The 23263-nt window shown below is 64.0% G+C and carries 19 protein-coding genes; 11 read left to right on the top strand and 8 right to left on the bottom strand.

The window, feature by feature from the left end; all coding sequences use genetic code 11:
• Window positions 1–162: 162 nt before the first annotated feature.
• Complete coding sequence (locus RW095_RS15110; RefSeq protein ID WP_317019730.1) at window positions 163–2445, bottom strand: hybrid sensor histidine kinase/response regulator; 2283 nt, start codon at window positions 2443–2445, stop codon at window positions 163–165.
• A gap of 661 nt (window positions 2446–3106) precedes the next feature.
• Between RW095_RS15110 and RW095_RS15105 the strand changes: the two genes are divergently transcribed.
• The 7 genes from RW095_RS15105 to RW095_RS15075 all read left to right on the top strand — a co-directional run bounded on the left by RW095_RS15105 (window position 3107) and on the right by RW095_RS15075 (window position 10236).
• Window positions 3107–3475, top strand: a complete 369-nt coding sequence (locus RW095_RS15105; RefSeq protein ID WP_128585483.1) for a response regulator — start codon at window positions 3107–3109, stop codon at window positions 3473–3475.
• A complete protein-coding gene (locus RW095_RS15100; RefSeq protein ID WP_128585484.1) occupies window positions 3468–4091 on the top strand; it encodes a chemotaxis protein CheC in 624 nt (207 codons plus the stop codon). The genes RW095_RS15105 and RW095_RS15100 overlap by 8 nt, the downstream gene beginning before the upstream one ends.
• On the top strand, window positions 4088–5026 hold the full coding sequence (locus RW095_RS15095; protein WP_317019729.1) for a GGDEF domain-containing protein: 939 nt from the start codon (window positions 4088–4090) through the stop codon (window positions 5024–5026). Before RW095_RS15100 ends, RW095_RS15095 begins: the two co-directional genes overlap by 4 nt.
• A 290-nt stretch (window positions 5027–5316) precedes the next feature.
• Window positions 5317–6165 carry a presqualene diphosphate synthase HpnD gene (hpnD, locus tag RW095_RS15090; protein WP_317019728.1) on the top strand — a complete coding sequence of 283 codons (849 nt, stop codon included), beginning with the start codon at window positions 5317–5319 and terminating at the stop codon, window positions 6163–6165.
• A 4-nt stretch (window positions 6166–6169) separates the two neighbouring features.
• Window positions 6170–7438 carry a hydroxysqualene dehydroxylase HpnE gene (gene hpnE, locus RW095_RS15085; protein ID WP_317019727.1) on the top strand — a complete coding sequence of 423 codons (1269 nt, stop codon included), beginning with the start codon at window positions 6170–6172 and terminating at the stop codon, window positions 7436–7438.
• Window positions 7435–9504: a squalene--hopene cyclase gene (gene shc / locus RW095_RS15080; RefSeq protein ID WP_317019726.1), complete on the top strand. Its 2070-nt coding sequence runs from the start codon at window positions 7435–7437 to the stop codon at window positions 9502–9504. Before hpnE ends, shc begins: the two co-directional genes overlap by 4 nt.
• A gap of 3 nt (window positions 9505–9507) precedes the next feature.
• Complete coding sequence (locus tag RW095_RS15075) at window positions 9508–10236, top strand: phosphorylase (protein ID WP_317019725.1); 729 nt, start codon at window positions 9508–9510, stop codon at window positions 10234–10236.
• Between the two features lie 46 nt (window positions 10237–10282).
• On the opposite strand, the gene RW095_RS15070 is transcribed toward RW095_RS15075, so the two are convergent.
• On the bottom strand, window positions 10283–11365 hold the full coding sequence (locus tag RW095_RS15070) for an MlaA family lipoprotein (protein ID WP_317019724.1): 1083 nt from the start codon (window positions 11363–11365) through the stop codon (window positions 10283–10285).
• A 2-nt stretch (window positions 11366–11367) separates the two neighbouring features.
• Window positions 11368–13983, bottom strand: a complete 2616-nt coding sequence (gene hpnN, locus RW095_RS15065; protein WP_317019723.1) for a hopanoid transporter HpnN — start codon at window positions 13981–13983, stop codon at window positions 11368–11370.
• Window positions 13984–14206: 223 nt separating this feature from the next.
• Here hpnN and RW095_RS15060 point away from each other — a divergent pair, with 223 nt between their 5' ends.
• A complete protein-coding gene (locus RW095_RS15060; protein ID WP_317019722.1) occupies window positions 14207–14812 on the top strand; it encodes an MlaC/ttg2D family ABC transporter substrate-binding protein in 606 nt (201 codons plus the stop codon).
• 154 nt (window positions 14813–14966) lie between these two features.
• On the opposite strand, the gene hpnH is transcribed toward RW095_RS15060, so the two are convergent.
• Together hpnH and ispH are read right to left on the bottom strand one after the other, a co-directional pair.
• Window positions 14967–16121, bottom strand: coding sequence for an adenosyl-hopene transferase HpnH (gene hpnH / locus RW095_RS15055; RefSeq protein ID WP_128584532.1), 1155 nt, complete (start codon window positions 16119–16121; stop codon window positions 14967–14969).
• 10 nt (window positions 16122–16131) lie between these two features.
• Window positions 16132–17076, bottom strand: coding sequence for a 4-hydroxy-3-methylbut-2-enyl diphosphate reductase (gene ispH, locus RW095_RS15050; protein WP_128584533.1), 945 nt, complete (start codon window positions 17074–17076; stop codon window positions 16132–16134).
• 347 nt (window positions 17077–17423) lie between these two features.
• On the opposite strand from ispH, the gene RW095_RS15045 reads away from it, so the two are divergent.
• Complete coding sequence (locus RW095_RS15045) at window positions 17424–18596, top strand: glycosyltransferase (RefSeq protein WP_317019858.1); 1173 nt, start codon at window positions 17424–17426, stop codon at window positions 18594–18596.
• Between the two features lie 74 nt (window positions 18597–18670).
• Here the strand turns inward: RW095_RS15045 and RW095_RS15040 are convergent, their stop codons facing one another.
• Together RW095_RS15040 and hpnA are read right to left on the bottom strand one after the other, a co-directional pair.
• Window positions 18671–19225 carry a hypothetical protein gene (locus tag RW095_RS15040; protein WP_317019721.1) on the bottom strand — a complete coding sequence of 185 codons (555 nt, stop codon included), beginning with the start codon at window positions 19223–19225 and terminating at the stop codon, window positions 18671–18673.
• Window positions 19226–19317: 92 nt separating this feature from the next.
• Window positions 19318–20328, bottom strand: a complete 1011-nt coding sequence (gene hpnA / locus RW095_RS15035; protein WP_317019720.1) for a hopanoid-associated sugar epimerase — start codon at window positions 20326–20328, stop codon at window positions 19318–19320.
• 184 nt (window positions 20329–20512) lie between these two features.
• Between hpnA and RW095_RS15030 the strand changes: the two genes are divergently transcribed.
• Window positions 20513–20806, top strand: coding sequence for an acylphosphatase (locus tag RW095_RS15030; protein WP_128584536.1), 294 nt, complete (start codon window positions 20513–20515; stop codon window positions 20804–20806).
• Window positions 20807–20864: 58 nt separating this feature from the next.
• On the opposite strand, the gene egtD is transcribed toward RW095_RS15030, so the two are convergent.
• On the bottom strand, window positions 20865–21845 hold the full coding sequence (egtD, locus tag RW095_RS15025) for an L-histidine N(alpha)-methyltransferase (RefSeq protein WP_317019719.1): 981 nt from the start codon (window positions 21843–21845) through the stop codon (window positions 20865–20867).
• 504 nt (window positions 21846–22349) lie between these two features.
• On the opposite strand from egtD, the gene rarD reads away from it, so the two are divergent.
• Window positions 22350–23240 (top strand): EamA family transporter RarD, encoded by an 891-nt coding sequence (gene rarD / locus RW095_RS15020; RefSeq protein WP_317019718.1) that lies wholly within the window; start codon window positions 22350–22352, stop codon window positions 23238–23240.
• Window positions 23241–23263: the final 23 nt, after the last annotated feature.

The raw sequence follows: 23263 nt of genomic DNA, 5'->3' as shown, positions 1-23263 counted from the left end.
CCGGGGGCCTGGTTCAGGCGCCGCACGGCCCGCCGCTGTGGGTTGGCGCGGAGCGTTTTGTCCGAACGACGCAGCAGCCCGCCCTCCGTGCTTTTTACAATTCAGCGCAAATAGAGCAAAGCCGCGAGCGGGAGCGGGCCTGAAACCCGTGGGTCAACGGTCTTATTGCACGTGATGCGTGGCCGGATCGAGCCCGCTCTGGGCAAGTTCACGCTGGATTCCCTGCAGAAGACTTTCGAGCAGGGCAATATCGAAGGGTTTGGACAGCACGCGCACGTTCACATGCCGTGCCCGATCGAGTTCTTCCGCATAGCCGGTGACGAGAATGACGGGCAGTCTGGCATCCAGCGTCCTGATTGCCTCGGCCAGATCGATGCCGTTCAGGGCGCCCGGCATATGAATATCGGACAGCACGAGTTCGAACGGCACGGGCTCGCCGGTACGCGCCTGCTGCGCGTGAGCGTCGCGCAGAAGACGCAGCGCCATGTCCGCATTGAAGACGGATGTGACCTGGTGGCCCATCATCTGCAGCAACGCTTCGGTACCTGCCGCCACTTCCTCGTTGTCCTCGACGAGCAGGATGCGCAGGCCGTGCAGCGTGCCATGATCTTCTGCGCCTGTTTCCACCGGCCCGTCGACCGCCAACTCTTGGGTCGCGCGCGGCAAATACAGCCGCACCGAAGTGCCGGCACCCACCGCGCTGTCGATGGCGGCCAGCCCGCCGGAGCGCTCGCAGAAGGCAAACACCTGCGGCAAGCCGAGCCCCGTGCCCATGCCCTTCGCCTTGGTGGTAAAGAGCGGCTCGAAAGCGCGCGCGAGCACCTCGGGCGCCATGCCGCCACCGGTGTCCTCCAGCGACACCTGGACGAAGTCGCCTGTCAGCGGAAAGCCGTCTTCGTGACGGAACGTGATGTTGGTCGCGCGCACGGTGAAGCGCCCGCCATTGGGCATGGCGTCGCGCGCGTTCACAGCGATGTTGATGAGCGCGAGCTCCAACTCGGCAACGTCCACTCGCATCGGCCAGACGCCGGCGCCGATATCCATCACCAGCGAAACCTTGGCTCCGAGCGACGCGCGCAGCAGGTCCCGGCATGCCGGCAGCCAACGCTCGAGCGCGACCGTTTCATTGCGCAGCGGCTGCTTGCGCGCGACGCCCAGCAACTGCCGTGTGAGCGACTGGCCGCTCTTCAGCGCCCGCTCCATGGCCGACAACTCGCGGTCCAGCCCCGGCGCGCCGCGCCGCCGTGCGATCTGCACGTTGGCGGAGAGAATCATGAGCAGATTGTTGAAGTCGTGCGCGACGCTGCCCACCAGTGTGCCGAGCGCTTCCATCTTGCGCGACTGCCGGTACGCCGATTCGATCGAACGACGCATCGACGCTTCCGCCTGCCAGCGTTCCCACGCCTCTTCCTCGGCGCCGAGCCGCCGCAGTGACAGCCAGATCACGCACCATAGCGCGACGGACGGCGTGAATATAGACAGGATCAACACGGCCAGGTGCCGATACCAGGCGGCCCACATCGCCGATGCGCGATACCCGCACATCACGTACACCGGATAAGAGCCGACGTGCCGGAACGCGACGATCATGTTGTCGCCGTCGATGTTCGAGCGCATGTGCGTGACGCCGGCGCGCCGCCCCTGGTTCATCGCCTCGGCGAACGGCGAATCTGCCGCGACGACCGCCGGTTCGCGCGGCCGACGCGGATAGTGCGCGAGAACCGCGCCGTCGGAGCGAACGAGGGTCATGGTCATCGGCGCGCCGTCGTTGCCGCCGAGCAGTTCGCGGTAGAACGCGTCGAAATAGCTCGGGCGCAGCGCGACCGATACCACGCCGGCAAACGTGCCGTCGGGCGCGCGCCGTTCCACGCCGGTGTTGAACACCTGTTCGCCGGCGACATGCCCCGTCATCACCTTCGACACGTGCTCGAGGTCACGGCCGTCGCGAAGGCCGACGAAATCCTCGCGCTCGCCGATGGAAACCGGCGGCGCCGGATAAAACCGGCTGCTCACGAGCAACGCGCCGTCGCGGCCGAAAATGGACACGGCGGCCACTTGCGGATAGCCGCCGCCCATCGTCCGCACTTTGCGGTGAATGGCGGCCTCGCGCGCGCGAATGCCGTCATCGTCCAGGCCTTCAGTCAGATCGACGATGCGCGTGTCGAGCGTCTCGTTCATGTCGAAGACCTTCAGCGCATGTTCCTCGGCGACGCGCACGGTGCGCAGCGTCATGTTGGTGGCGTCGGCTTCGCGGGTTCGCAGGTCGCTGAACGCCATTGCCGCGACGTAGAGGCACGGCAGCACGATCGCGGCGACGAGCAGCGCGATCAACGTCATTCGGCGAACCTGGAAGTTCTGCTCCGGTACTGCGGGAAACACAGCCTCATCCTGCCCATCAGCGGAAAGGCGGCTCGCTCTATGCGGGTCGAACCGGTCTTGGGTCATTTGTTAAACGCTCAGGTCTTTCGCGGCTGGGAGGACGGCGGATACGAGAAGCATAGTCGCAGAATCGCGGTAGAAGTTACCGTTATTCATAACGCCAGACATTTGGACGCCTATTCATTGGCCTTTTAAAACAGTGAAGATTTGAGAAGCGCAAACGTACACAAAAGTATAAACGGTACGGAAACTATTATTATGCGGGGCGTATTTTTTCAAATCTTGGCGGAGTAAGGCAGATATTGTTAGCCGGACGAAAATACCGCGTATTGCATTTCGACTGGTTTGCTTTGAGAATCGACTCAATGACAAAAAGTGCGTCCGCTACGTTCGAACGCATACGCCGCGAGGGCATCGGATCATGCGTTTACGCGTGAGTGCCGGCGTTCGCGGAGACCACGCGCGCGGCACAGGACCAGCCGATCCAACCAGCCGCGCCTCATCTACGGGGTAGGCTCACATGCCGGTCATAACCGTCGTCCAGCGCACGCAGTCTTGCGTGCGCCATGGTTTCGCCAGACGCGCGTCGCCGCGCAACCTCCCCGCGCGACCGCAAGCAGCCTCCCACCCAGACGACGCGCAGCTCGCCGCTTGCCAGACTCCGCCCTAAAGGAATTCCGCTATCCGCCGTTAACCCGTACGAGCTTATTCCGTCTTTCGACCCGCCATGCCTTTGCCAATCGTGATCGCCGATGATTCATTGCTTGCCCGCAAGGTGCTCACCAAGGCTTTGCCGCCGGACTGGGACGTCGACGTGTCGTACGCCTCCAACGGACGCGAAGCGCTCGCTTTGTATCGTCAAGGGAAAGCCTCGGTGATGTTCCTCGACCTGACCATGCCGGAAATGAACGGCTATCAGGTACTCGAGGCATTGCAGCATGAGGATCTGAACACCTTCGTCATCGTCGTCTCAGCCGATATCCAGCCGATGGCCCAGGCGCGCGTGCGCGCGCTCGGCGCCGCGGCGTTCATCGCCAAGCCCGTGACGCCGGAGGCGGTACTGCCCATCCTCAAGGAGTACGGGTTGTATGTCTGAGCCAGTCCTCACCGAAGATCAGCGCGACGCGCTGCAAGAGGTCGCCAATCTGGCGATGGGTCAAGCCGCGACACGTCTCGCACGGCTGCTCGATTCTTTTATCGAATTATCGGTGCCGCGCGTGAGGGTGGTGGCCGTCAGTGAGGCCGCGCAAGCGCTGCGGGACATGACCGGTATCGAAGACCGGGTAAGCGCGGTACGCCAGGGCTTTCGTTCCGACATCAAAGGCGAGGCGCTGGTCATTTGCCGCAGCGACAGCGTAGAGGACTTGTGCGCGCTGGTGAGCGACCCGTATTCGCGCTCAGCCTACGAAGCGGTGAGCCAGAAAGAACTCATGTTCGACGTGGCGAACGTGCTCACCGGCGCGTGCGTGTCGTGCATTCTCGACCAGCTCGGCCGCACGCCCGTGTTCTCCGCGCCCGGCCTGCTGGGCGACGCATTGACGCTCGACGAAGTGTTTCAGCCCGGCGTGCTGCAATGGGAAGTCGCGTTGCTCGTCGAGGTCAATTTCGCGCTAGAAGACCAGAGCTTCCGCGCGCATCTCGTGATGCTGATGGCGGAAGAATCCATCCGTCACATGAACGACGCGCTCGATGCGTTGCTGTCCAGCCTATGAGCGCGCCTATGGAGTCTTTGAGCGATCTGGTAGTCGAGCGGGTGGGCTTCGGCATCTTCGTGCTCGACCGTGACATGAACGTGCTGATGTGGAACCGGTTCATGCAGGACCACAGCGGGCTGTCCGCGGAGCAGGTGGTCGGCAAGTCGCTGTTCACGCAGTTTCCGGAACTGCCGCGAGTGTGGTTGTCGCGCAAGATCGAAAGTGTCTTTCAGCTGGGCAGTTTCGCGTTCAGTTCGTGGGAGCAGCGTCCGTATCTGTTCAAGTTCGACCATGACCGGCCGATCACGGGCGGCGTCGATTACATGCAGCAGGACGTCACATTCATGCCGCTCACGCGCGATCGGGAGGTGGTGGCCGTTTGCGTGACCATCTCCGACGTGACCCATGTGAGCATCGTGCAGCGTGAGCGCGAGGAGGCTGTCGCCAAGCTGCAGGAATACGCCGACCGCGACGGACTGACCGGCATTGCCAACCGCCGCTTCTTCGAGGCGCGGCTGCTCGACGAATATACGCGCTGGCAGCGCTATGGCGGCGACATGTCGGTGCTGCTGTTCGATCTCGATCACTTCAAGAAGATCAACGACCAGTTCGGCCACGGCGTCGGCGATACCGTTTTGCGCGTGATGGCGCAGCGCGTTGCAGGCGTCGTGCGGGCGCAGGACACGTTCGGGCGTTTCGGCGGCGAAGAGTTCGCGTTGCTGCTGCCATGCACGCCGCTGGAGGACGCCATGCGCGTCGCCGAAAAAATCCGCCGCACGATCGCCGACACGCCGGTCGAAGTGCAGGGCACGAGCGTGCCCGTGACGGCGAGCGTGGGCGGCGCGGCCGCGCGTGCCGGCTCGCCCGCGTATGACGTGCTTATCAACGAGGCCGACGCGGCGCTCTACAGCGCGAAGCGGCAAGGCCGCAATCGCTGCGTCGCGTTGACTTGAATGGTCATGATTGATGTCCGCTCATAGCGCTCGGGTCGCGCTGGAGAAGCCGGTTGTATCCGCCGTGTCACGCGCCGCACGCCGCACCGGGTTCGCCGATCGCAGCGGCTTGCGTCGGTCATTGCTCTGTGGAAACTGCGTCGTCGGACAAACGTTGTTATACTTTTCGCCGTTTCCGGCATCCCAGCCGTGTGTTTCGCGCGTGTCCGCGCGCGCGGGCCGCCCGCCCTGCGGAGAGGCATAAAAATTCCTGTACGCCTTTCAGCGGGCGCCCTCCTGCGGAGATCGTCTTGGCTGTATCCAATCTTGTCGTGGACGATACTGAAATCGACGCCGCTGCCGCCACGTCCGGCAGTTCGTTCTATCTCGCAATGCGCATCCTGCCGGCCGCGCAGCGCGACGCGATGTATCAGGTCTACGCTTTCTGCCGCGCTGTCGACGATATCGCCGACAGCGACATGCCGCGTGCCGAACGCGCCGCCGCGCTCGAGCGTTGGCGCGCCGACATCGACGCGTGCTATACCGGCTCGCCGCGCGCCTCGTTGCGCGCGCTGACGCGGCACATTCACACGTTTCATCTGCAGCGTGAGGATTTTCACGCAATGATCGACGGCATGGCGATGGATGCCGCCGCCGACATCTGCGCCCCCGACGAGGCCACGCTCGACCTGTACTGCGACAGGGTCGCGAGCGCGGCGGGCCGTCTATCGGTGAGGATATTCGGGATGCAGGAGGAGCCGGGCCGTTTGCTGGCGCACCATCTCGGCCGTGCGCTTCAGCTTACGAACATTCTGCGCGACATCGACGAAGACGCCGGCATCAACCGTTGCTATCTGCCGCACGAGTTGCTGGCGCGCGAAGGCATCGCGGTGAAGAATCCCGCGCAGATCGCCGACGATCCCTCGCTGCCGCGCGTCTGCGCAACGCTCGCTGAACGCGCGAAGGAGCACTTCGCCGCGTCCGACGCGATCATGGACCGCGAGCCGCGCAACCAGGTGCGCGCGCCGCGCATCATGTCGGGCGTGTACCGCGTGCTGCTGGAGCGCACACTCGAACGCGGCTTTGACATTCCGCGCACGAAAGTCAGCAAGCCGAAGCTGCGCATGCTGTGGATCGTCGCGCGTTACGCGCTCTTCTGAGCCGATGCCGAGACTCGTACACGTGGTCGGCGCGGGCCTCGCCGGCCTGGCCGCCGCAGTGCAGTTGCAGCGGCGCGGCGCGCGAGTCGTGCTTCACGAAGCGGCCCAACAGGCCGGCGGCCGTTGCCGTTCGTACTACGACGCCAAGCTCGGCGCGACGATCGACAGCGGCAATCACCTGATGATGTCGGGCAACGCCGCCACGCTCAATTACGCGCGGGCTATCGGCGCCGTGGACGAACTGACGGGACCGGCGTTGCCCGAATTCCCGTTCGTCGACCTGGCCACTCATGCGCGCTGGACCGTGCGCCTGTCCTCGGGACGGCTCCCCTGGTGGATCTTCGATCAGAACGCGCGCGTGCCGAACACCGGCCCGAGCGATTATCTGAGTTTCGTGCCGCTGCTTTTCGCAAAGCCCGGCCGCAGCGTCGCGCAAGCGGTACGCAGCAATGGCCCGCTGTGGGACCGCCTGCTCGCGCCGTTGTTTCGCGCAATGCTCAACGTTGAGCCGCGCGACGCGTCGGCGGCGCTGACTGCCGCGATGGTGCGCGAGACGTTGATTGCCGGCGGGCTGGCGTGCCGGCCGCTCATCGCGCGGAACGGTTTGAGCAGCGCTTTCGTCGATCCGGCCTTGCGGCTGTTGCAGCATGGCGGCGCGACGATCGAGATCGGCTCGCGGCTCGAAAAAATCCGGTTTGCGGCGAACGCGAGCCGCGTAGAGGCGCTCGATTTCGCGGAACAGAGCGTCGCGCTCGACGCAAACCAGGCTGTGATTCTGGCCGTGCCGCCCGACATCGCGCAGACGCTTGTCCCCGGTCTGAGAGCGCCGGCCCGTTTTGCCGCGACGCTCAGCGCGTATTTCGCCGTCGAACCGCCGTTCGGCTTGCCGCCCGTCACCGGTCTCCTGAACGGCACCGCGCAATGGCTGTTCGCGTCCGACGGACGGCTGTCCGCTTCGGTTTATGGCGCCGAGCATGTTATCGACGCGCCTCGCGAAGAACTCGCGGCGCGTTTGTGGGCCGAGGTGGCTCAGGCGGCCCATCTGCCCGCCACGCCGATGCCGGCCTGGCAGATCGTGGTCGACAAACGCGCAACATTCGCTGCGTCGCCGGACCAGGAAACACTGCGTCCCGGCACGCGCACTCGCTGGAACAATCTGATGCTCGCGGGGGACTGGACGGCTACCGGCCTGCCCGCGACGATTGAAGGCGCGATCCGCTCCGGCCAGAAGGCCGCGGATACGTTGCTGAATCAACCGATGGAACGCCGATGAACGATTTATCTCATGCCCACATGCTGGGCGCCCTCATGCCCGAATCCGCCGACGAAGCGCGAGGCGCGCCGGCCGTTGCGAGCGATGCGCCGCACGCGCCTACCGCGTCTGCAGAGTTTGCCGGGTCTGCCGCGTCTGCCTCTGCGCTCGACGCTGCAATCACGCGCGCAACCGACGCGATCCTCGCCGCGCAAAAGCCGGACGGCCACTGGGTCTACGAACTTGAAGCGGATGCGACGATTCCCGCCGAATACGTGCTGCTGGTCCATTACCTCGGCGAAACGCCGAACGTCGAGCTGGAGCAGAAAATCGCGCGCTATTTGCGCCGCATCCAGCTGGCCGACGGCGGCTGGCCGCTCTTCACCGACGGCGCACTCGACGTGAGCGCGAGCGTGAAGGCGTACTTCGCGTTGAAGATGATCGGCGACCCTGTCGACGCCGAACACATGGTCCGCGCGCGCGAGGCGATTCTCGCGCACGGCGGCGCCGAGGCGGTGAACGTCTTCACGCGGATTCTGCTGGCGCTGTTCGGCGTGGTGTCGTGGCGCGCGGTGCCCATGATGCCCGTGGAAATCACGCTGCTGCCCATGTGGTTTCCGTTCCATCTGTCGAAGGTGTCGTACTGGGCGCGGACCGTGATCGTGCCGCTGCTCGTGCTCAATGCGAAGCGGCCGCTCGCGCGCAATCCGCGCCGCGTGCGCATCGACGAATTGTTCCGCGGCGCGCCGGTGAACACCGGCATGCCGCAGCGGGCGCCGCATCAACATGTCGGCTGGTTCCGCTTTTTCCGTGTCGTGGATACGGTGCTGCGCGCGGTCGACGGTCTGTTTCCGAAAGCCACGCGCGAGCGAGCTGTACGCGAGGCGGTGGCCTTCGTCGATCAGCGGCTGAACGGCGAAGACGGCCTGGGCGCGATTTTCCCGGCCATGGCCAATTCGGTGATGATGTACGACGTGCTCGGTTATCCGGCCGACCATCCGAACCGTGCCATTGCGCGTCAGTCGATCGAAAAGCTGCTCGTTATCAAGGATGACGAAGCATATTGCCAGCCGTGTTTGTCGCCCGTGTGGGACACGTCGCTTGCCGCGCACGCGTTGCTCGAAACCGGCGAAGCGCGTGCCGAACAGGCCGCCGAACGCGGCCTCGCGTGGCTGCGTCCGCTGCAGATTCTCGACGTGCGCGGCGACTGGATTTCGCGCCGGCCGAACGTGCGGCCTGGCGGCTGGGCCTTCCAGTACAACAACGCGTATTACCCGGACGTCGACGATACGGCGGTGGTCGCGATGGCCATGCAGCGCTCGGCCGCGCTCACGCAGTCGAGCGTCGATCGCGAGGCGATTGCGCGCGCGCGCGAATGGGTCGTCGGCATGCAGAGTAGCGACGGCGGCTGGGGCGCGTTCGAGCCCGAGAACACGCAGTATTACCTGAACAACATTCCGTTCTCCGATCACGGCGCGCTGCTCGATCCGCCGACCGCGGACGTGTCGGGTCGCTGCCTGTCGATGCTCGCGCAACTCGGCGAGTTGCCGCAGAACAGCGAACCCGCGCAACGTGCGCTCGACTACATGCTGAAGGAGCAGGAGCCCGACGGCAGCTGGTATGGCCGTTGGGGTTTGAACTACATCTACGGTACGTGGACTGCGCTGTGTTCGCTGAACGCGGCCGGCATCTCGCACGACGACCCGCGCATCAAACGCGCCGCACAGTGGCTGCTGTCGATCCAGAACGAAGACGGCGGCTGGGGCGAGGCCGGCGAGAGCTACAAGCTCGACTACCACGGTTACGAACGCGCGCCGAGTACGGCTTCGCAAACGGCGTGGGCGTTGATGGGCCTGATGGCGGCGGGCGAGGTGAATCACGAGGCGGTTGCGCGGGGCATCGACTATTTGCAGCGTGAACAACGCGAGCACGGCTTGTGGGACGAAACGCGTTTCACCGCCACCGGGTTCCCGCGCGTGTTCTATCTGCGTTATCACGGCTATCGCAAGTTCTTCCCGCTGTGGGCGCTGGCGCGTTTCCGTCATCTGAAGCGCAACGGGCTCACGCGCGTTGCCGTCGGGATTTAACGGATGCTTCGCCCAACAGCGCCGTCCGCCGATGCAGTCGGCAACAGCTTGCCGGTCATCGTCGTAACGGGCATGGCGTTCGAAGCGCGAATCGCGCGGGGCCAAGGCGTCGAAGTGGTCTACGCGGCGCGCGCCGATCTGCTGGAACGCGCGCTCAGCGCAGCGGTGGCGCGCGGTTGCTCGGGGATCGTCAGCTTCGGTACGGCGGGCGGCTTGGCGCCGGATTTGAGGCCGGGCGCGCTCATTGTCGCTGACGCCGTCGAAGGTCCGTTCGGCCGCGTTCCTACCGATCCGGCCTGGGCGAACCGGCTTGCCGCCGCGCTGGCGACCGGACCGCTCGCGTCACGCGTGCGACGTGGTTCAATGGCCGCAGTAGCGGCTCCGCTCATGTCCGCCGACGACAAGCGTGCGCTGCATCGCTCGACGGGTGCATTGGCTGTGGATATGGAGTCGCATCTTGCTGGCGCGATGGCCGCCGCCCGCGGGCTGCCGTTCGCCGTGTGCCGTGCGATTGTGGATCCGGCGTGGCGCACGTTGCCGTCGGCAGCGACCGCAGGGTTGCGCGATGACGGCAGCACCGCGCTTGCGCCGATCCTGCGCGAGCTGATGCGGCAACCGTCGCAGATCGGCGCGCTGATTCAGGTGGCGATTGATGCGCGTGCGGCGCGCGTCTCGCTGGTGCAGGCCCGGCAAGCGCTGAGTGCGGGTGTGGCGTTGCCGAAGTTGGCCTAGCGCTTGAACAGCATAGACGCACGCTTGGGGCGTGCGCGCACCGATCCTATTGCGCAGCCGGCGCTGACGCCGGTTGCTGATTGCCGGCAGGCGCATGCGTCGTAGGGATAGCCGTGCCCGTGGCGGGCGCTGAAGCCGCAGTTGGCGCTGTTGCCGGCGCCGCGGTTGTCCCCGCCTTTGCCCCCGTCGTTTCACTAGCTGGCACCGCGCCCGCCGCGCCGCTTGCCGGCGCGGCCGACTCACCTGGATCCGTGTAATTCGGCGCGCCCGCCGGTGCGCCCGCGGGTGCGCCTGTAGCAGCACCAGACGCCGCGTCCGGAGTGTCAGCCGTATCGCCCGGGTCTGCGTAGTTCGGAAGCGTCGCCGGCGCGCCGGCCGCGGCGCCCTTCGCCGGAATCGTCGCACCGCCCGAGTCGTCCTGATCCTCGTATTCCGGCAGCGGCGCCGCATTGTCGCCGGTGCCGCGCAGACGCGCCCGCCGCTGCTGCGTATAGGCGTCCCGCACGAACGAGTATTTATCCAGCGCCGCTTGCTGAAGAAGATCCGTCGCGCCCAGCAGGTCGGAGCGAACGCTCACGAACTGCAGCACGTACAACGGATTGCGCACCGCCGGCTCCATATAGTTCAAAGGATTGAACTTCACGTCCACCACCAGCCCCATGCTGTCGCGCACGGTGCTCGGCCCGAAAAGCGGCAAAACCAGATACGGTCCCGATGGAATGCCCCAGTGTCCAAGCGTCAGGCCGAAATCCTGATGATGCTTCGGCAGCCCGGCCGGCGTCGCCCAATCGAGCAGGCCGCCAAGGCCGAAGGTGGAGTTGAACGCGAAACGGACGAGGTCCTCGGTCGCGTCGGTGATCTTCAACTGCAGCAGCGCGTTCGCGGCGTTGGTCAAGTCACCCAGGTTCGAAAAGAAGTTGCTGACGGCAGTGCGCAACGGCTGCGGCGTCACCTTCTGATAGCCCTTCGCGACGGGCACCGCGACGTAGCGGTCGAGCCCGTCGTTGAAATTGAACACCGCCCGGTTCATCGGCTCGAACGGGTCGCCGGGCTTGCGGTCAGGACCGGTTGCGCAGCCGGAGATGAGGCCGGTGGCAGCGAGCGCCAGCACGGTGGTACGCAGTTTCATGCTTATATTCCTTTGTGCTTCGCGCGACGTGGGCGCGGCTTGCCCATCAGCACGGGTTGGAAAACCACTGCACCGATGAGTGTGCAAAACAGCGACAGCGCCAGCAGCCGGCCCATGCTGGACGTCCCCGGATGATGCGATAGCCAGAGGCTGCCGAACGCCGTCGCCGTCGTCGCCGCGCTGAACAACACCGCGTGTGTCAGGCTCGACTGCAACAGGCCGGTCTGCCCATTGCGCCACGCCATCACGAAGTAAATCTTGAACGCCACGCCGACGCCGAGCATCAGCGGCAATGCAATGATATTCGCGAAGTTCAGCGGCATGCCGAACACCACGCACAACTCCAGCGTGACGAGCGCCGACACAAGGAGCGGAACCAGCGTGCGCAACATGTCGCCAACGCGCCGCAGCGCGATCCACAGCAGGATCGCGATGGACAGCAGCGCCCAGCACGCGGCCTGCAAGAACGCCTTGATGATCGTATCCGCGGAATGAAGGATCGAGATCGGGCCGCCTATCGCGCCGGGCTCGGCCTTTTTGACTGCATGCGCGAAGCGGGCGAGCGTGGCGTCGTCGTTCGGATCGGTGCCCGGCTTCACCTTCGGCGCGATGTCGACGAGGGCGCGGCCGTCCTTCGACACCCAGCCCTTCGAGATTTCCTTCGGCAGATTGTCCCGCGTGATTTCGGTCGGCTGCAGCAGGTTTTCCAACTGCTTGAGCGCAATGCGCAGGGTCTCGGACATCGCGTTTTCCGCACGGTCGCGTGTGGCGGCGTCGGCGGCGGCGAGCTTTTGCAGCGTGACCGACAGATGTTGCGCTTCGGCGGCGCCTGGGCCGGGATGATCTTCGGCGGCGAGGGAGAGCTGGTTCGACGCGCGCTTGAGCGCGGCGACGCGCACGGCGTCCGTGGCCTGCGGCGCGGGTTGCTGTTGCAGCGCGGGCAGCAATTGCTGGGCGGCGCTTGCGATCAGCATCATCTTTTGTTGCTGCTGCGCGGGAACAAAGGTGTCCAGAGTCGTGACACGGCCCACTTCGGGCAACGCGCGCAAACGCTCGGCCATGCGATCGGCGTCGGCGACCGAGGGCGCGAGCACATGCACGTTGTTCACCGCGGCCTCGGGCGAATCTTTCAGCGACAGCAGCGTGGCCATCGACTCGGTATGCGGATCTTTCAGATGCAGCGGATTGAAGTCGAAGTGCAAACGCGTGAGCAACGGCGATGCGCCGATCACGACGATCAGCGTGCCGATCAACACGGGCTTGCGGTGATGGGCGAGAAAGTCGTCGACGGGTGCGAGTTGCTTGAAGCCCGGCGACACGGCCTCACCCGGCGGGTTGAAGATCTTCAGCAACGCGGGCAGCAGTGTCATGTTGGTCAGATACGCGACGAACATGCCAACGCCGGCGATCTCACCCAACTCGGACACGCCGCGGTACGCGGTCGGCAGAAACGAGAAGAAACTCAACGCGACCGCGACCGCTGCGAGGGTGAGCGGCACGCCGATGCTGTGCGCGGTATGGGCAAGGGCGGCGGAAAGACGGTCGTCGCGATTGCGCTCCTCGCGATACTTGACGCCGAACTGCACGCCGAAATCGACGCCCAGCCCGACGAACAACACCATGAACGCAACCGAGATCATGTTCAGCGCGCCGACCATCATGAGGCCGAGCGCGGCGGTGATCGCGAGTCCAACGAACAGCGTGATAAAGACGGCGGCGATCATGCGTCCTGAGCGCAGCGCGAGCCACAAAATCACCAGCACGACGACGAAGGTGCCGATGCCGTTGAGCACCGCGCCGTCTTTGACTGACGCGAACTCTTCGTCCGCGAGCGGCTGTTCGCCGGTCAGACGGACGGTGGCGCCGTAACGCGAGTCCAGATGCAGCGAGGCCGCCGTATCGCGAATCGCCTGCGAGGCGGTTGCGCCCGGCTCGAGCGCATCGTAGTTCACGACCGGCTGCACGACCACGAACGCGCGCGCCGGATTGGTCGCCGCGCTTTTGTCGACGAACGCGCGCCACGAGAAAGCGGCCGGCTTGCCGGCCAGCACGAGGTCCAGCGTGTTGGCGCTTTGCGACAACAGGCGGCTCATGTCCGGGAGTTTCACCTGACCGATCTGCAGCGGCAGCAGCAAGCTCGTGGTGAGCGTGCCCGCAAGGCCGGTGAGGCTGGGGTCGTGCGCGAGCGTGTTCACGAGCGGGCGCGACTGCACGAGCTGCGACGTGGTCGACATGACTTGTTCGGTCGATGGGAACAGCAGGCCGTTGTGTTCGAAGAACGGCCCGCCGGCGGGCTGCGAGACCGCGACGAATTCCTTTGGCTCCGCTTTGAGCGCCGCGGTCAGCGCGTTCGCCGCGGCGTCGGCAAACTCTGGCGCGCGCGCCTCGACGACGACCAGCACCGTCTCCCCGCGATCGGGAAAAGCCTGGTCCATCGCGTGCTCGAGCGTGGACCATTCCTTGTCGGTTTCGATCAGGCGGCTGATGTCGGTGTTGATCTTGAAGTGATGCGCGACATAGATCCCGCTCAACACGGCGAGCACGATCGACAGTGCGATGATCCGCAACGGATGGCGCACCGAATAGGCGACGAGGCGGACAATAGATGACTTCAGCATGTAGGCGAACTTGGCCTTATCACGGGTGGCATTTTGACGAAAGTGCACAAGTATACAGAGCCAGAGCAAACCGGATCGTATTCGGCAGCAATGCGCGTAGCAAATGCGGCTCCCGGTGCAGCATGAAAGGGCGGGAACGCAATGTCGGTATACTGGTCTATCCAGCTTTCGCCCCGATCTTGCGGGTCGGCGGCGCACACTCTTTCCGGGTCTTGTCCAGCGTATGAAACGTTATCTGTCTGCTTTTCTAGCCGCAGCCGTAGTCTCAACGGCTGCCTATGCGCAAAGCGCGCCCGACGCGGTGGTAAAAAGTGCCGTCGAGGGCACCGTCTCAGCCATGAAGGCCGATCCGCAAGCCCGCGGCGGCGATATGGCAAAGATCACGCAACTGGTCGAGACGCGCTTCGTGCCGGCAACGGACTTCCAGCGCACCACGCGCATCGCGGTCGGCAAGGCATGGAGCACCGCCACCCCCGAGCAGCAAAAGCAGCTCTATGAGCAGTTCACGCTGCTTCTCGTGCACACCTATGCTTCGTCGCTTTCGCAGTTGCGGGACCAGGACGTCAAGTTTAAGTTTGCGCCGGTCAATGCGCCGGGCGCCGCGAAAGACGTCGTGGTGCAGTCGCATGTGATCAGCAATGGCGGCGACGACGCAATCGACTACCGGCTTGCCAAGGGCCCGTCCGGCTGGAAGATCTACGACATCAACATGATGGGCGCATGGCTGATTCAGGTGTACCAGACACAGTTCGCCGACCAGCTTTCCAAGGGCGGGGTCGACGGTCTGATCAAGTTCCTCACCGCGCATAATGCACGCAGCGGGGGGTAAGCCGGACCGGCAAGCCGATTGCCTTTGAGGCACGAGCTAACCAGCAAAAGAAAAGCGCGGTGGCCTTTAAAGCCACCGCGCTTTTTTATGCGTGGTCATGCGTGGTTATGCGTCGCGGCTCCGGAGCGGCGCCAAGACCGCCCCGATTCGACGCTCAGTGTGCAGCCGTAGCCGTCTGCACCTTGCTGCCCTTGCCAGCCACCTTGATCTCTTCGAGCTTGATCTCGACGTGGCGTGAGAACACGTATTCAGCCGGGCGCTGCTTGTCCAGAGGAATGTCCTTGGTAAAAGCACCCGAGGTCTTCGGGCCGCGCAGGCTGACCTTCAATGCCTTCAGCGGATGCGCAACCGTATCCATCACGGCCGTGGCTTCAAAGCCGCAGTGGACCATGCAGTCGGCGCACTTTTCATAGTTGCCCGTGCCGTAATTGTCCCACTCGGTAGTTTCCATCAATTCCTTGAAGGTCTTCACGTAACCTTCGCCGACCAGATAGCACGGCTTCTGCCAGCCGAACACCGTGCGCGCCGGGTTGCCCCAAGGCGTGCATTCGTAGGTCTGATTGCCGGCGAGGAAGTCGAGGAACATGGCCGACTGGCTGAACGACCAGTTCTTGCCATTGTTGCCGCGCTTGAAGATTTCACGGAACAGATGCTTGGTCTTGTCGCGATTCAGGAAGTGCTGCTGATCCGGCGCGCGCTCATACGCATAACCCGGCGAGACGGTGATGCCGTCCACGCCCATCGGCCCGACCGTGTCGAAGAAAGCGGCAACGCGCTCCGGCACCGCGTCGTTAAACAGCGTGCAGTTGATGTTCACCCGGAAACCGCGGCGCTTCGCTTCCTTGATGGCCGCGACCGCCTTGTCGTACACGCCGTCTTGCGACACCGAATGGTCGTGCATCTGCTGATCGCCATCCAGGTGAACCGACCAGACGAAGTACGGATTCGGCTCGTAGTCATCCATCTTCTTTTCCATCAGCAGCGCGTTCGTGCACAGGTACACGAACTTCTTGCGCGCGATGATGCCCTTTACGATCTGCGGCATTTCCTTGTGCAGGAGCGGTTCGCCGCCTGCAATCGACACTACAGGCGCGCCACATTCGTCGACGGCGCCAAGGCATTCTTCAAGCGACAAACGCTGATTCAGGATGGGGTCCGGATAGTCGATCTTGCCGCAGCCATTGCAGGCGAGATTGCAGCGGAACAGCGGCTCCAGCATCAGTGCGAGCGGGTAGCGTTTGTTGCCGGAAAGGTGTTGACGCATGATGTATGCGCCGACCCGGACTTTCTGTAGCAGCGGAATAGACAAGACGTCCTCCTTAAACTTCGCGTGCGGCGAGTGGTTGCATCAGCTTCGATGGCAACTTGAATTCAACTTTCTCTTCACGGCCCGCCATCGTCGTGACATCGACGGGCCCCATTGCGCTTAGCGCATCGATTACGTTTCTGACCATTTCTTCCGGCGCCGAAGCGCCGGCCGTGATGCCGATGGTCTGCGCATTCGCAAACCATTCCGGCTTCACTTCTGAACCGTCGGCGACGAGATAGCTCGCCACGCCGCTTTCGCTGCCGATTTCGCGCAGCCGGTTCGAGTTCGAGCTGTTCGTTGCGCCCACCACCAGCAGCACGTCCACCTGCTTGCTCAACTCGCGCACCGCGGCCTGGCGGTTTTGCGTCGCATAGCAGATGTCGCGCGTGTCGGGGCCGACGATGTCGGTGAAGCGGCGCTGCAAGGCGTCGATAATGCCACGTGTGTCGTCCACCGACAGCGTGGTCTGCGTGACATACGCGAGCGGCGTGTCGACCGGCAGGTGCAGATGCTCGACCTCGGCTTCACTCTGCACCAGCAGCACCTTGCCCGGGATCTGGCCGATCGTGCCTTCAACTTCCGGATGCCCGGCGTGGCCGATCAGAATCAGCGTGCGCCCGGCGCTCACATATTGACGCCCTTGCACGTGCACCTTGGTGACCAGCGGGCAAGTTGCGTCGAGCACGTCGAGACCGCGGGCTTCCGCGTCGCGCTCAACCGTTTGAGCGACGCCATGGGCGCTGAAAATCGCCACGGCGCCTTGCGGCACTTCATCCAGTTCTTCGACGAAACGCGCGCCTTTCTGGCGCAGATTATCGACCACGTGACGATTGTGGACAATTTCGTGGCGTACATATACGGGCGCGCCGTGCTGCTGCAGCGCCCGATCGACAATCTCGATTGCACGGACAACGCCCGCACAAAAGCCGCGGGGTTGGGCAAGGATGACTCGCATAAGTTGGCGGACTCCGACTGACGCGGGTTTCGAGGAAGTCGGAAATTCTGACTTTATCGCCGCGACCATCTAATTAGTTGACGTCTTGAGCTCCGGCGACGTGCCGGTACAGCAAAACCAAACGCGCATTCTAACGCTATCAGGCCGGCTTTGCTTTGCGGGGGCCGCTACGGTGTTGGGCGCACGCGGCACATGCCCTCGCCTCGCCACAACTCATGCGGAAAAAATTGCACGCTGCACCGCTTTGGCGGAACCCTTAAACTACGTCGTCCTGTGAAGCGCTCGCGCCTCGCAATACAAATGATTCGACGCTTGCTGGAAATCGAGGGTAACGCTTAATGGGGTTGATGGCGGTGATTCTGTTTTTTCTTTCGTGTTTGTCCCTGCTGATCTGGATCGTGCTGCTGTTCGCCCGCGGCGGCTTCTGGCGCGCGCGTCCCGCCGCGCCGCTTACGCCCGAACCGCGCAGCGCATGGCCCGGCGTGGCCGCCGTGGTGCCTGCCCGCAATGAAGTCGATGTGATCGCGCAGGCCGTTACGACGCTGCTTCAGCAGGACTATCCCGGCGAATTTCATGTGATCGTGATTGACGACCACAGCACCGACGGCACCGCCGACGCTGCCCGCGCAGCCGCATTGCAGCTGCAGTGCCCGGACCGTCTGACCGTTCTGAGCGCGAAGCCGTTGCCGCCGGGGTGGTCCGGCAAGGTGTGGGCGCAGTCGCAAGGCATCGAGGCGGTACGCACGCTTGGCTTGTCGGCCGGGTTTCTGTTGCTGACGGACGCCGATATCGGTCATCCCGCGGAGGCCGTCACGCAACTCGTCGTCCGTGCCGACGTGGAAAAGCGCGATCTCGTCTCGCTGATGGTGCGGCTACGCTGCGATTCGTTCTGGGAGAAAGCGCTTATTCCGGCCTTCGTTTTCTTCTTTGCGAAGCTGTATCCGTTCGCATGGGTCAACAATCCGCGCAATCGCACGGCGGCTGCGGCTGGCGGCTGCATGCTCGTGCGGCGCAGCGCGCTGGAGGAAGCGGGCGGCATCGAATCGATCCGCGCTGAACTGATCGACGATTGCAGTTTGGCGGCGCGCATCAAGCATCGCGGCACCGGGCGCCATCCGATCCGGCTCGACGTGGCGGCGCGAAGCGTGTCGCTCCGCCCTTACGATAGCTGGCGCGACATCTGGAACATGATTGCGCGCACCGCGTTCACGCAATTGCATTATTCGCCGTTGCTGCTGGCGGGCACGCTTGCCGGCATGACGATCATCTACCTGATGCCGCCGGTGGCCGCCCTCGTGCTCGGACCGACGGGCTGGCCCGCGTGGCTCGCCTGGGCCGCCATGTGCTGCGCGTATGCGCCGATGCTGAGCTATTACCGCCGCTCGCCGCTATGGGCGCCGTTTCTGCCGCTCGTCGCGCTGTTCTATGTGGGGGCGACGTTTGCGTCGGCGGTGCGCTACTGGCGCGGCAAGGGTGGGCAGTGGAAGGCGCGGGTTCAGGCGCCCGTGCAGGAACGTTGACGCGTTCGCGCGCCACGCTAAAAAGGGTGGCCCGAGGCGGTAACGAAAAAGCGGCGCTCTGCGCCGCTTTTCTTTTAGCCCTTTGTAAGCAGCATATAGAGTTGAATCACCATGTCCGGTGAAAATGTAAACGGCACCCAGCCGTGACCGGTATGGCGCAATACCAGCAAACGGTCGCCGTTCGACTGCTTCTGCACGGCCATGACCGGATTTTTCGTCGACACGAAACGCCAGCCGGGCGGAATGCCCGGTGGAGGTTCCGGCGTCATCGAGGCGCGCGCGTTCGACAGTTCCTCGATTAGCTGGCCGATCTGCTCCGCGCGCAATGCGACGGTCTGACCGCCGATGGTCATGGTGATTTCATTCTGCGCCGGACGATTGATTTCCAGCGTGGGCAGAGCCGGGGGCGCAGCGGTTTCCGCTTCGGCTTCGCTGACCGCGGCCTCGGCTTGAGCTTCAACTTCGACCGTTTCCGCTTCGACTTCCGGCACGGCATGTTCAGCCGACGCCTGCTGCGCGTCAGCCTGGTCGCGGGTCTCGGAGATGCTTTGGGCCTGCGGGGCCACGACAGCCTGAATGAGCTGATCGACGCCCACTTCGAGCGCGCCGAGCTGTTCGTGAAGATTCATGCGAGATTTCTCTGGTAAGAGCCGCGATTTTAACTGCTGCGCGTAGGCTTTACCTTCCGCAATTACAGCGACGTTGTAACAAAATGCTCGCGCTATGGCTTGAGATAGCCCGCATGCCGGAACCAGTCGAGCGCATCGCTCAAACCCTCCCGATACGGACGCGCCCGGTAGCCGAGTTCGCGTTCCGCCCTGGCCGAACTGAAGTACATCTTGTTCTTCGACATCTTCAATCCGTCGACGGTGACGAATGGTTCGCGCTTCGTGAACTTCGCGACCGCTTCCGCACCCATCGCGAGCGGGTAAAGCGGCCAGCGCGGCAAGCTGATGGTGGGCGCCCTGCGGCCAGTGAGCGCCGCGATGTCCGCGAGCATCTGCTGAAGCGGCAGATTTTCGCCGCCGAGAATGTAGCGTTCACCGATTTTGCCGCGCTCGAGCGCGAGAAAGTGCCCGGCCGCGACGTCGTCGACATGCACGAGGTTCAGCCCCGTATCGACGAAAGCGGGAATCTTGCCGAGCGCCGCTTCCACAATAATGCGTCCGGTCGGCGTCGGCTTGACGTCGCGCGGCCCAATGGGGGTGGACGGGTTGACGATCACCGCCGGCAGGCCGTCCTTGGCGATCATGCGTTCCACCGCGCGCTCGGCCAGCACCTTGCTGCGCTTGTAGACGCCGATGGCCTGATCGGCTTTGAGCGGCGATGTCTCATCGGCTGAATTGCCGGAGCTCGTCACCTTGAGCGTGGCCACGCTGCTCGTGTACACGATGCGCTCGACGCCTTCCTTCAACGCGGCGCGCATGGTCGCCTCGGTGCCTTCCAGATTCGAGCGCTCGATTTCGCTCGGGTCCGGCGCCCACAGCCGGTAATCGGCGGCGACGTGCAACAGATAGCGCACGCCGCGCAGCGCGCTGCGCATGGACGCTTCGTCGCGCATATCGCCGACGACGATCTCCGCGTCGAGCGACTCGAGGTTCTGACGCGGACTGGTGGCGCGCACCAGCACTCGCACCTTGAAGCCCTTCTGTTGCGCGATGCGTGCCACCGACGAGCCGACAAAGCCGGATGCGCCGGTCACGAGCACGAGATCGCCATTCTGTTCGGTCATTCTGTTTCCGTTCCCTGCGTGACAGTCGGGGGATTGTACGTGGCGCGCGGGCGCCGCGTCGCCCACGCCCCGCGCACTGAGCGTTGACGACCTTCGACGCGGTCATTTCAACCCACGTTCCGCAAGCAGGCTCGCCGCGACGCGACTAGAATGCCGGCTTGAAAGACTGTGAGGAGAGAACGGCATGGCCCCTGATCTGGATGAGCGGATCGAAACGTATTACGTGCGCGTGCGCGGTACCGTGCAGGGCGTCGGCTTTCGTCACGCGACCGTGCGGCAGGCGCACGCGCTGGGCATCAAGGGATGGGTTGCGAATCTCGACGACGGCTCGGTCGAAGCCATGTTGCAGGGCACGGCGAACCAGGTCGACCGCATGCTGTCGTGGCTGCGGCACGGACCGCCGGCGGCGCGCGTCACCGAAGTGGCCGGTGAAGAGCGCGTGACCGAGAAACGCTACGAGCGGTTTGAACAGCATTGAAGGGCGTTTAACCACATCGGCCACGGTGAGAGCCCGCCGCCCCTTTAGCCGTTCGGGGCTATCGCGCTATCAGCAGGCTTTCGGCAAATCCCCACTCGTTTTCCAGCCACTGGTGGCTGCACGCGAAGCCCGCATCGTCGGCGATCGCGGGCATTTCGTCGGCGCGATACTTGTGGCTGCTCTCGGTCCAGATCGTTTCGCCTGCCTTGAGCGACACCGTCAAATTCGCGGCGCCGATATGCGCGGTGACGTCACGCGTTGCACGCAAATGCATCTCGATACTGCGCGCGTCCGGATTGAAACGCGCGACGTGCTCGAATGCGTCGAGAGGAAAATCGCCGCCGAGTTCGCGGTTGATCCGCGCGAGCAGATTCAGGTTGAACGATGCCGTGACGCCGATCGCGTCGTCGTAAGCGGCGATCAGCATGGGCGTCGGCTTGATGAGGTCGGTGCCGAGCAGCAACGCGTCGCCGGGCGCCAGCATGTTGCGGATGTCGCGCAGAAAGCGCGTTGCCGCCAGTCTCCCGAAATTGCCGATCGTGCTGCCGAGAAAAAGCACCAGTAAGCGCTCGGCGGTTGCACGCTTTTTGCTGACTTCCGCAAGACCAGCCAGATAATCGCGCTCATAACCGACAATAGAAATCCGCTCGATGTCGCCTAGTTCGCGCCTGCACAACTGCAACGCGGTGCGCGAAATTTCAATGGGGCAGTAAGAAGTGGGGCGCTTTTTACACAGCGCTTCGAGAATGCGGCGCGTTTTGCGGCCGCTGCCGCTGCCGAGTTCGGCGACGGTCACGTCGTGCGGAAGGTGCTCGACAATGTCCACCGCGTGCTTCGCTAGCAGCCGCTCCTCAGCGCGTGTCACGCCGTATTCCGGCAGCACGGTGATCACTTCGAATAACGCGGAACCGACTTCGTCGTACAGATACTTCGAAGGCAACTCTTTCTGCGGTGTATGCGTGAGGCCGGTGCGGACGTCGGCGGCGAAAGCGGAGCGTTGATCGGGTGATGCGTCGTGCGAGAGGGCTGGCTGGGTCATGCTGGCTCCAGTAGTCACATTCGATGAGCGGATGGGTGGCCGGAGGCCGCACGCGTAATCGAAGCCGATTGATGCGTGCTGCGGAGGAAGCGGGCCGTCATGCGGGCCCGGCTCGTTGATGTCGCAAACGCTGGTTGCAAACGCTGCAGCAGAAGCTGGAAGCAAGATTCGCGCTTGAGCGACGGAGTTGCCTTGTCGAACGCGCGCGGGTGTCTCCCGCGCGCGTGAAGTTATGTTCTAGTTCATCGACGCGGGTTCTGCACGGATTAATTGCTGCCGCAAGAACGAAAGCAACGCGTGGTGTGCCCATGCCGCGTCGATAATCCGGCTAGAATGCCCGGCTTGCATCGCCGGATAAAACTACAAAAAGCGGCGCGCGACACGCGCTGCGGCTCACGGACCTTCACTTCGAATGACAACGACAATCGTGGTGCGCCGCCATGTTGCGCCGCATGCGCATGCGCTGGCGCCGCACGGCAAAGCTCTCGCACAGCGGGGCGCACGATGAATCACTATTCGCCCAAACGCGGCATTGCCTTATCGGTTAGCGCCTGCGCGATGTTCGCGCTGCTGTCGGCCTACGCGACGCTGCTCGCACCGCTCACCGGCCTGGATATTTTCGCGTGGCGTATCGTCTGGACCGTGCCGGGCGCACTGCTGCTGGTTGCCTCGCGCAAGCGCATGCCGATTTTGAGGCAGCTTCTTTACCGGATGGTGACGCAGCCCGCACTCGGCGTCGCGATGCTCGCCGCCGCGGCGTTGCTCGGCGCGCAATTGTGGGTGTTTCTGTGGGCGCCGCTGCATGGCCGCATGCTTGAGGTATCGCTCGGCTATTTCCTGTTGCCGCTCGTGATGGTACTGGTCGGGCGCTTCTACTATCACGAGCGTCTCGACGGTTTGCAGTGGGCAGCGGTGATGTGCGCGGCCGCGGGCGTGGGTCATGAACTGTGGGTGACGGGCGCTTTCTCGTGGCCGACGTTGCTCGTCGCGCTCGGCTATCCGCCGTACTTCGTGTTGCGGCGCAAAATCAAACAGGATTCGCTCGCACTGTTTACCGTCGAGATGATTTTGCTGCTGCCTGTGGCAGTGGCGATGATCGTGACCGGCGGGTCACTCACGCTGATCTCGGGACGCCTCGACATGTGGCTCCTGCTGCTGCCGGGGCTTGGCGGGTTGAGCACGCTCGCGCTGGCTTCGTATCTGACCGCGAGTCGTCTATTGCCCGTCGCGTTGTTCGGCATTCTTGGCTATGTCGAGCCGGTATTGCTCGTGCTGGTGTCGATCACGTTGCTCGGCGAAACGTTGAGTGCCGCGCAATTGGCCACGTACATCCCGATCTGGATCGCGGTCGTGCTGACAGCGTTGCACAGCGTGCGGCTCGTGCGCTTTGCATGAGATCCAGGCACCGGCGACAGTTC

This window comes from Paraburkholderia kirstenboschensis (genome assembly GCF_032806925.1).
In the GTDB taxonomy this organism is placed as follows: Bacteria; Pseudomonadota; Gammaproteobacteria; order Burkholderiales; family Burkholderiaceae; genus Paraburkholderia; species Paraburkholderia kirstenboschensis.
This window is presented reverse-complemented; position numbering and strand designations above follow the sequence as displayed.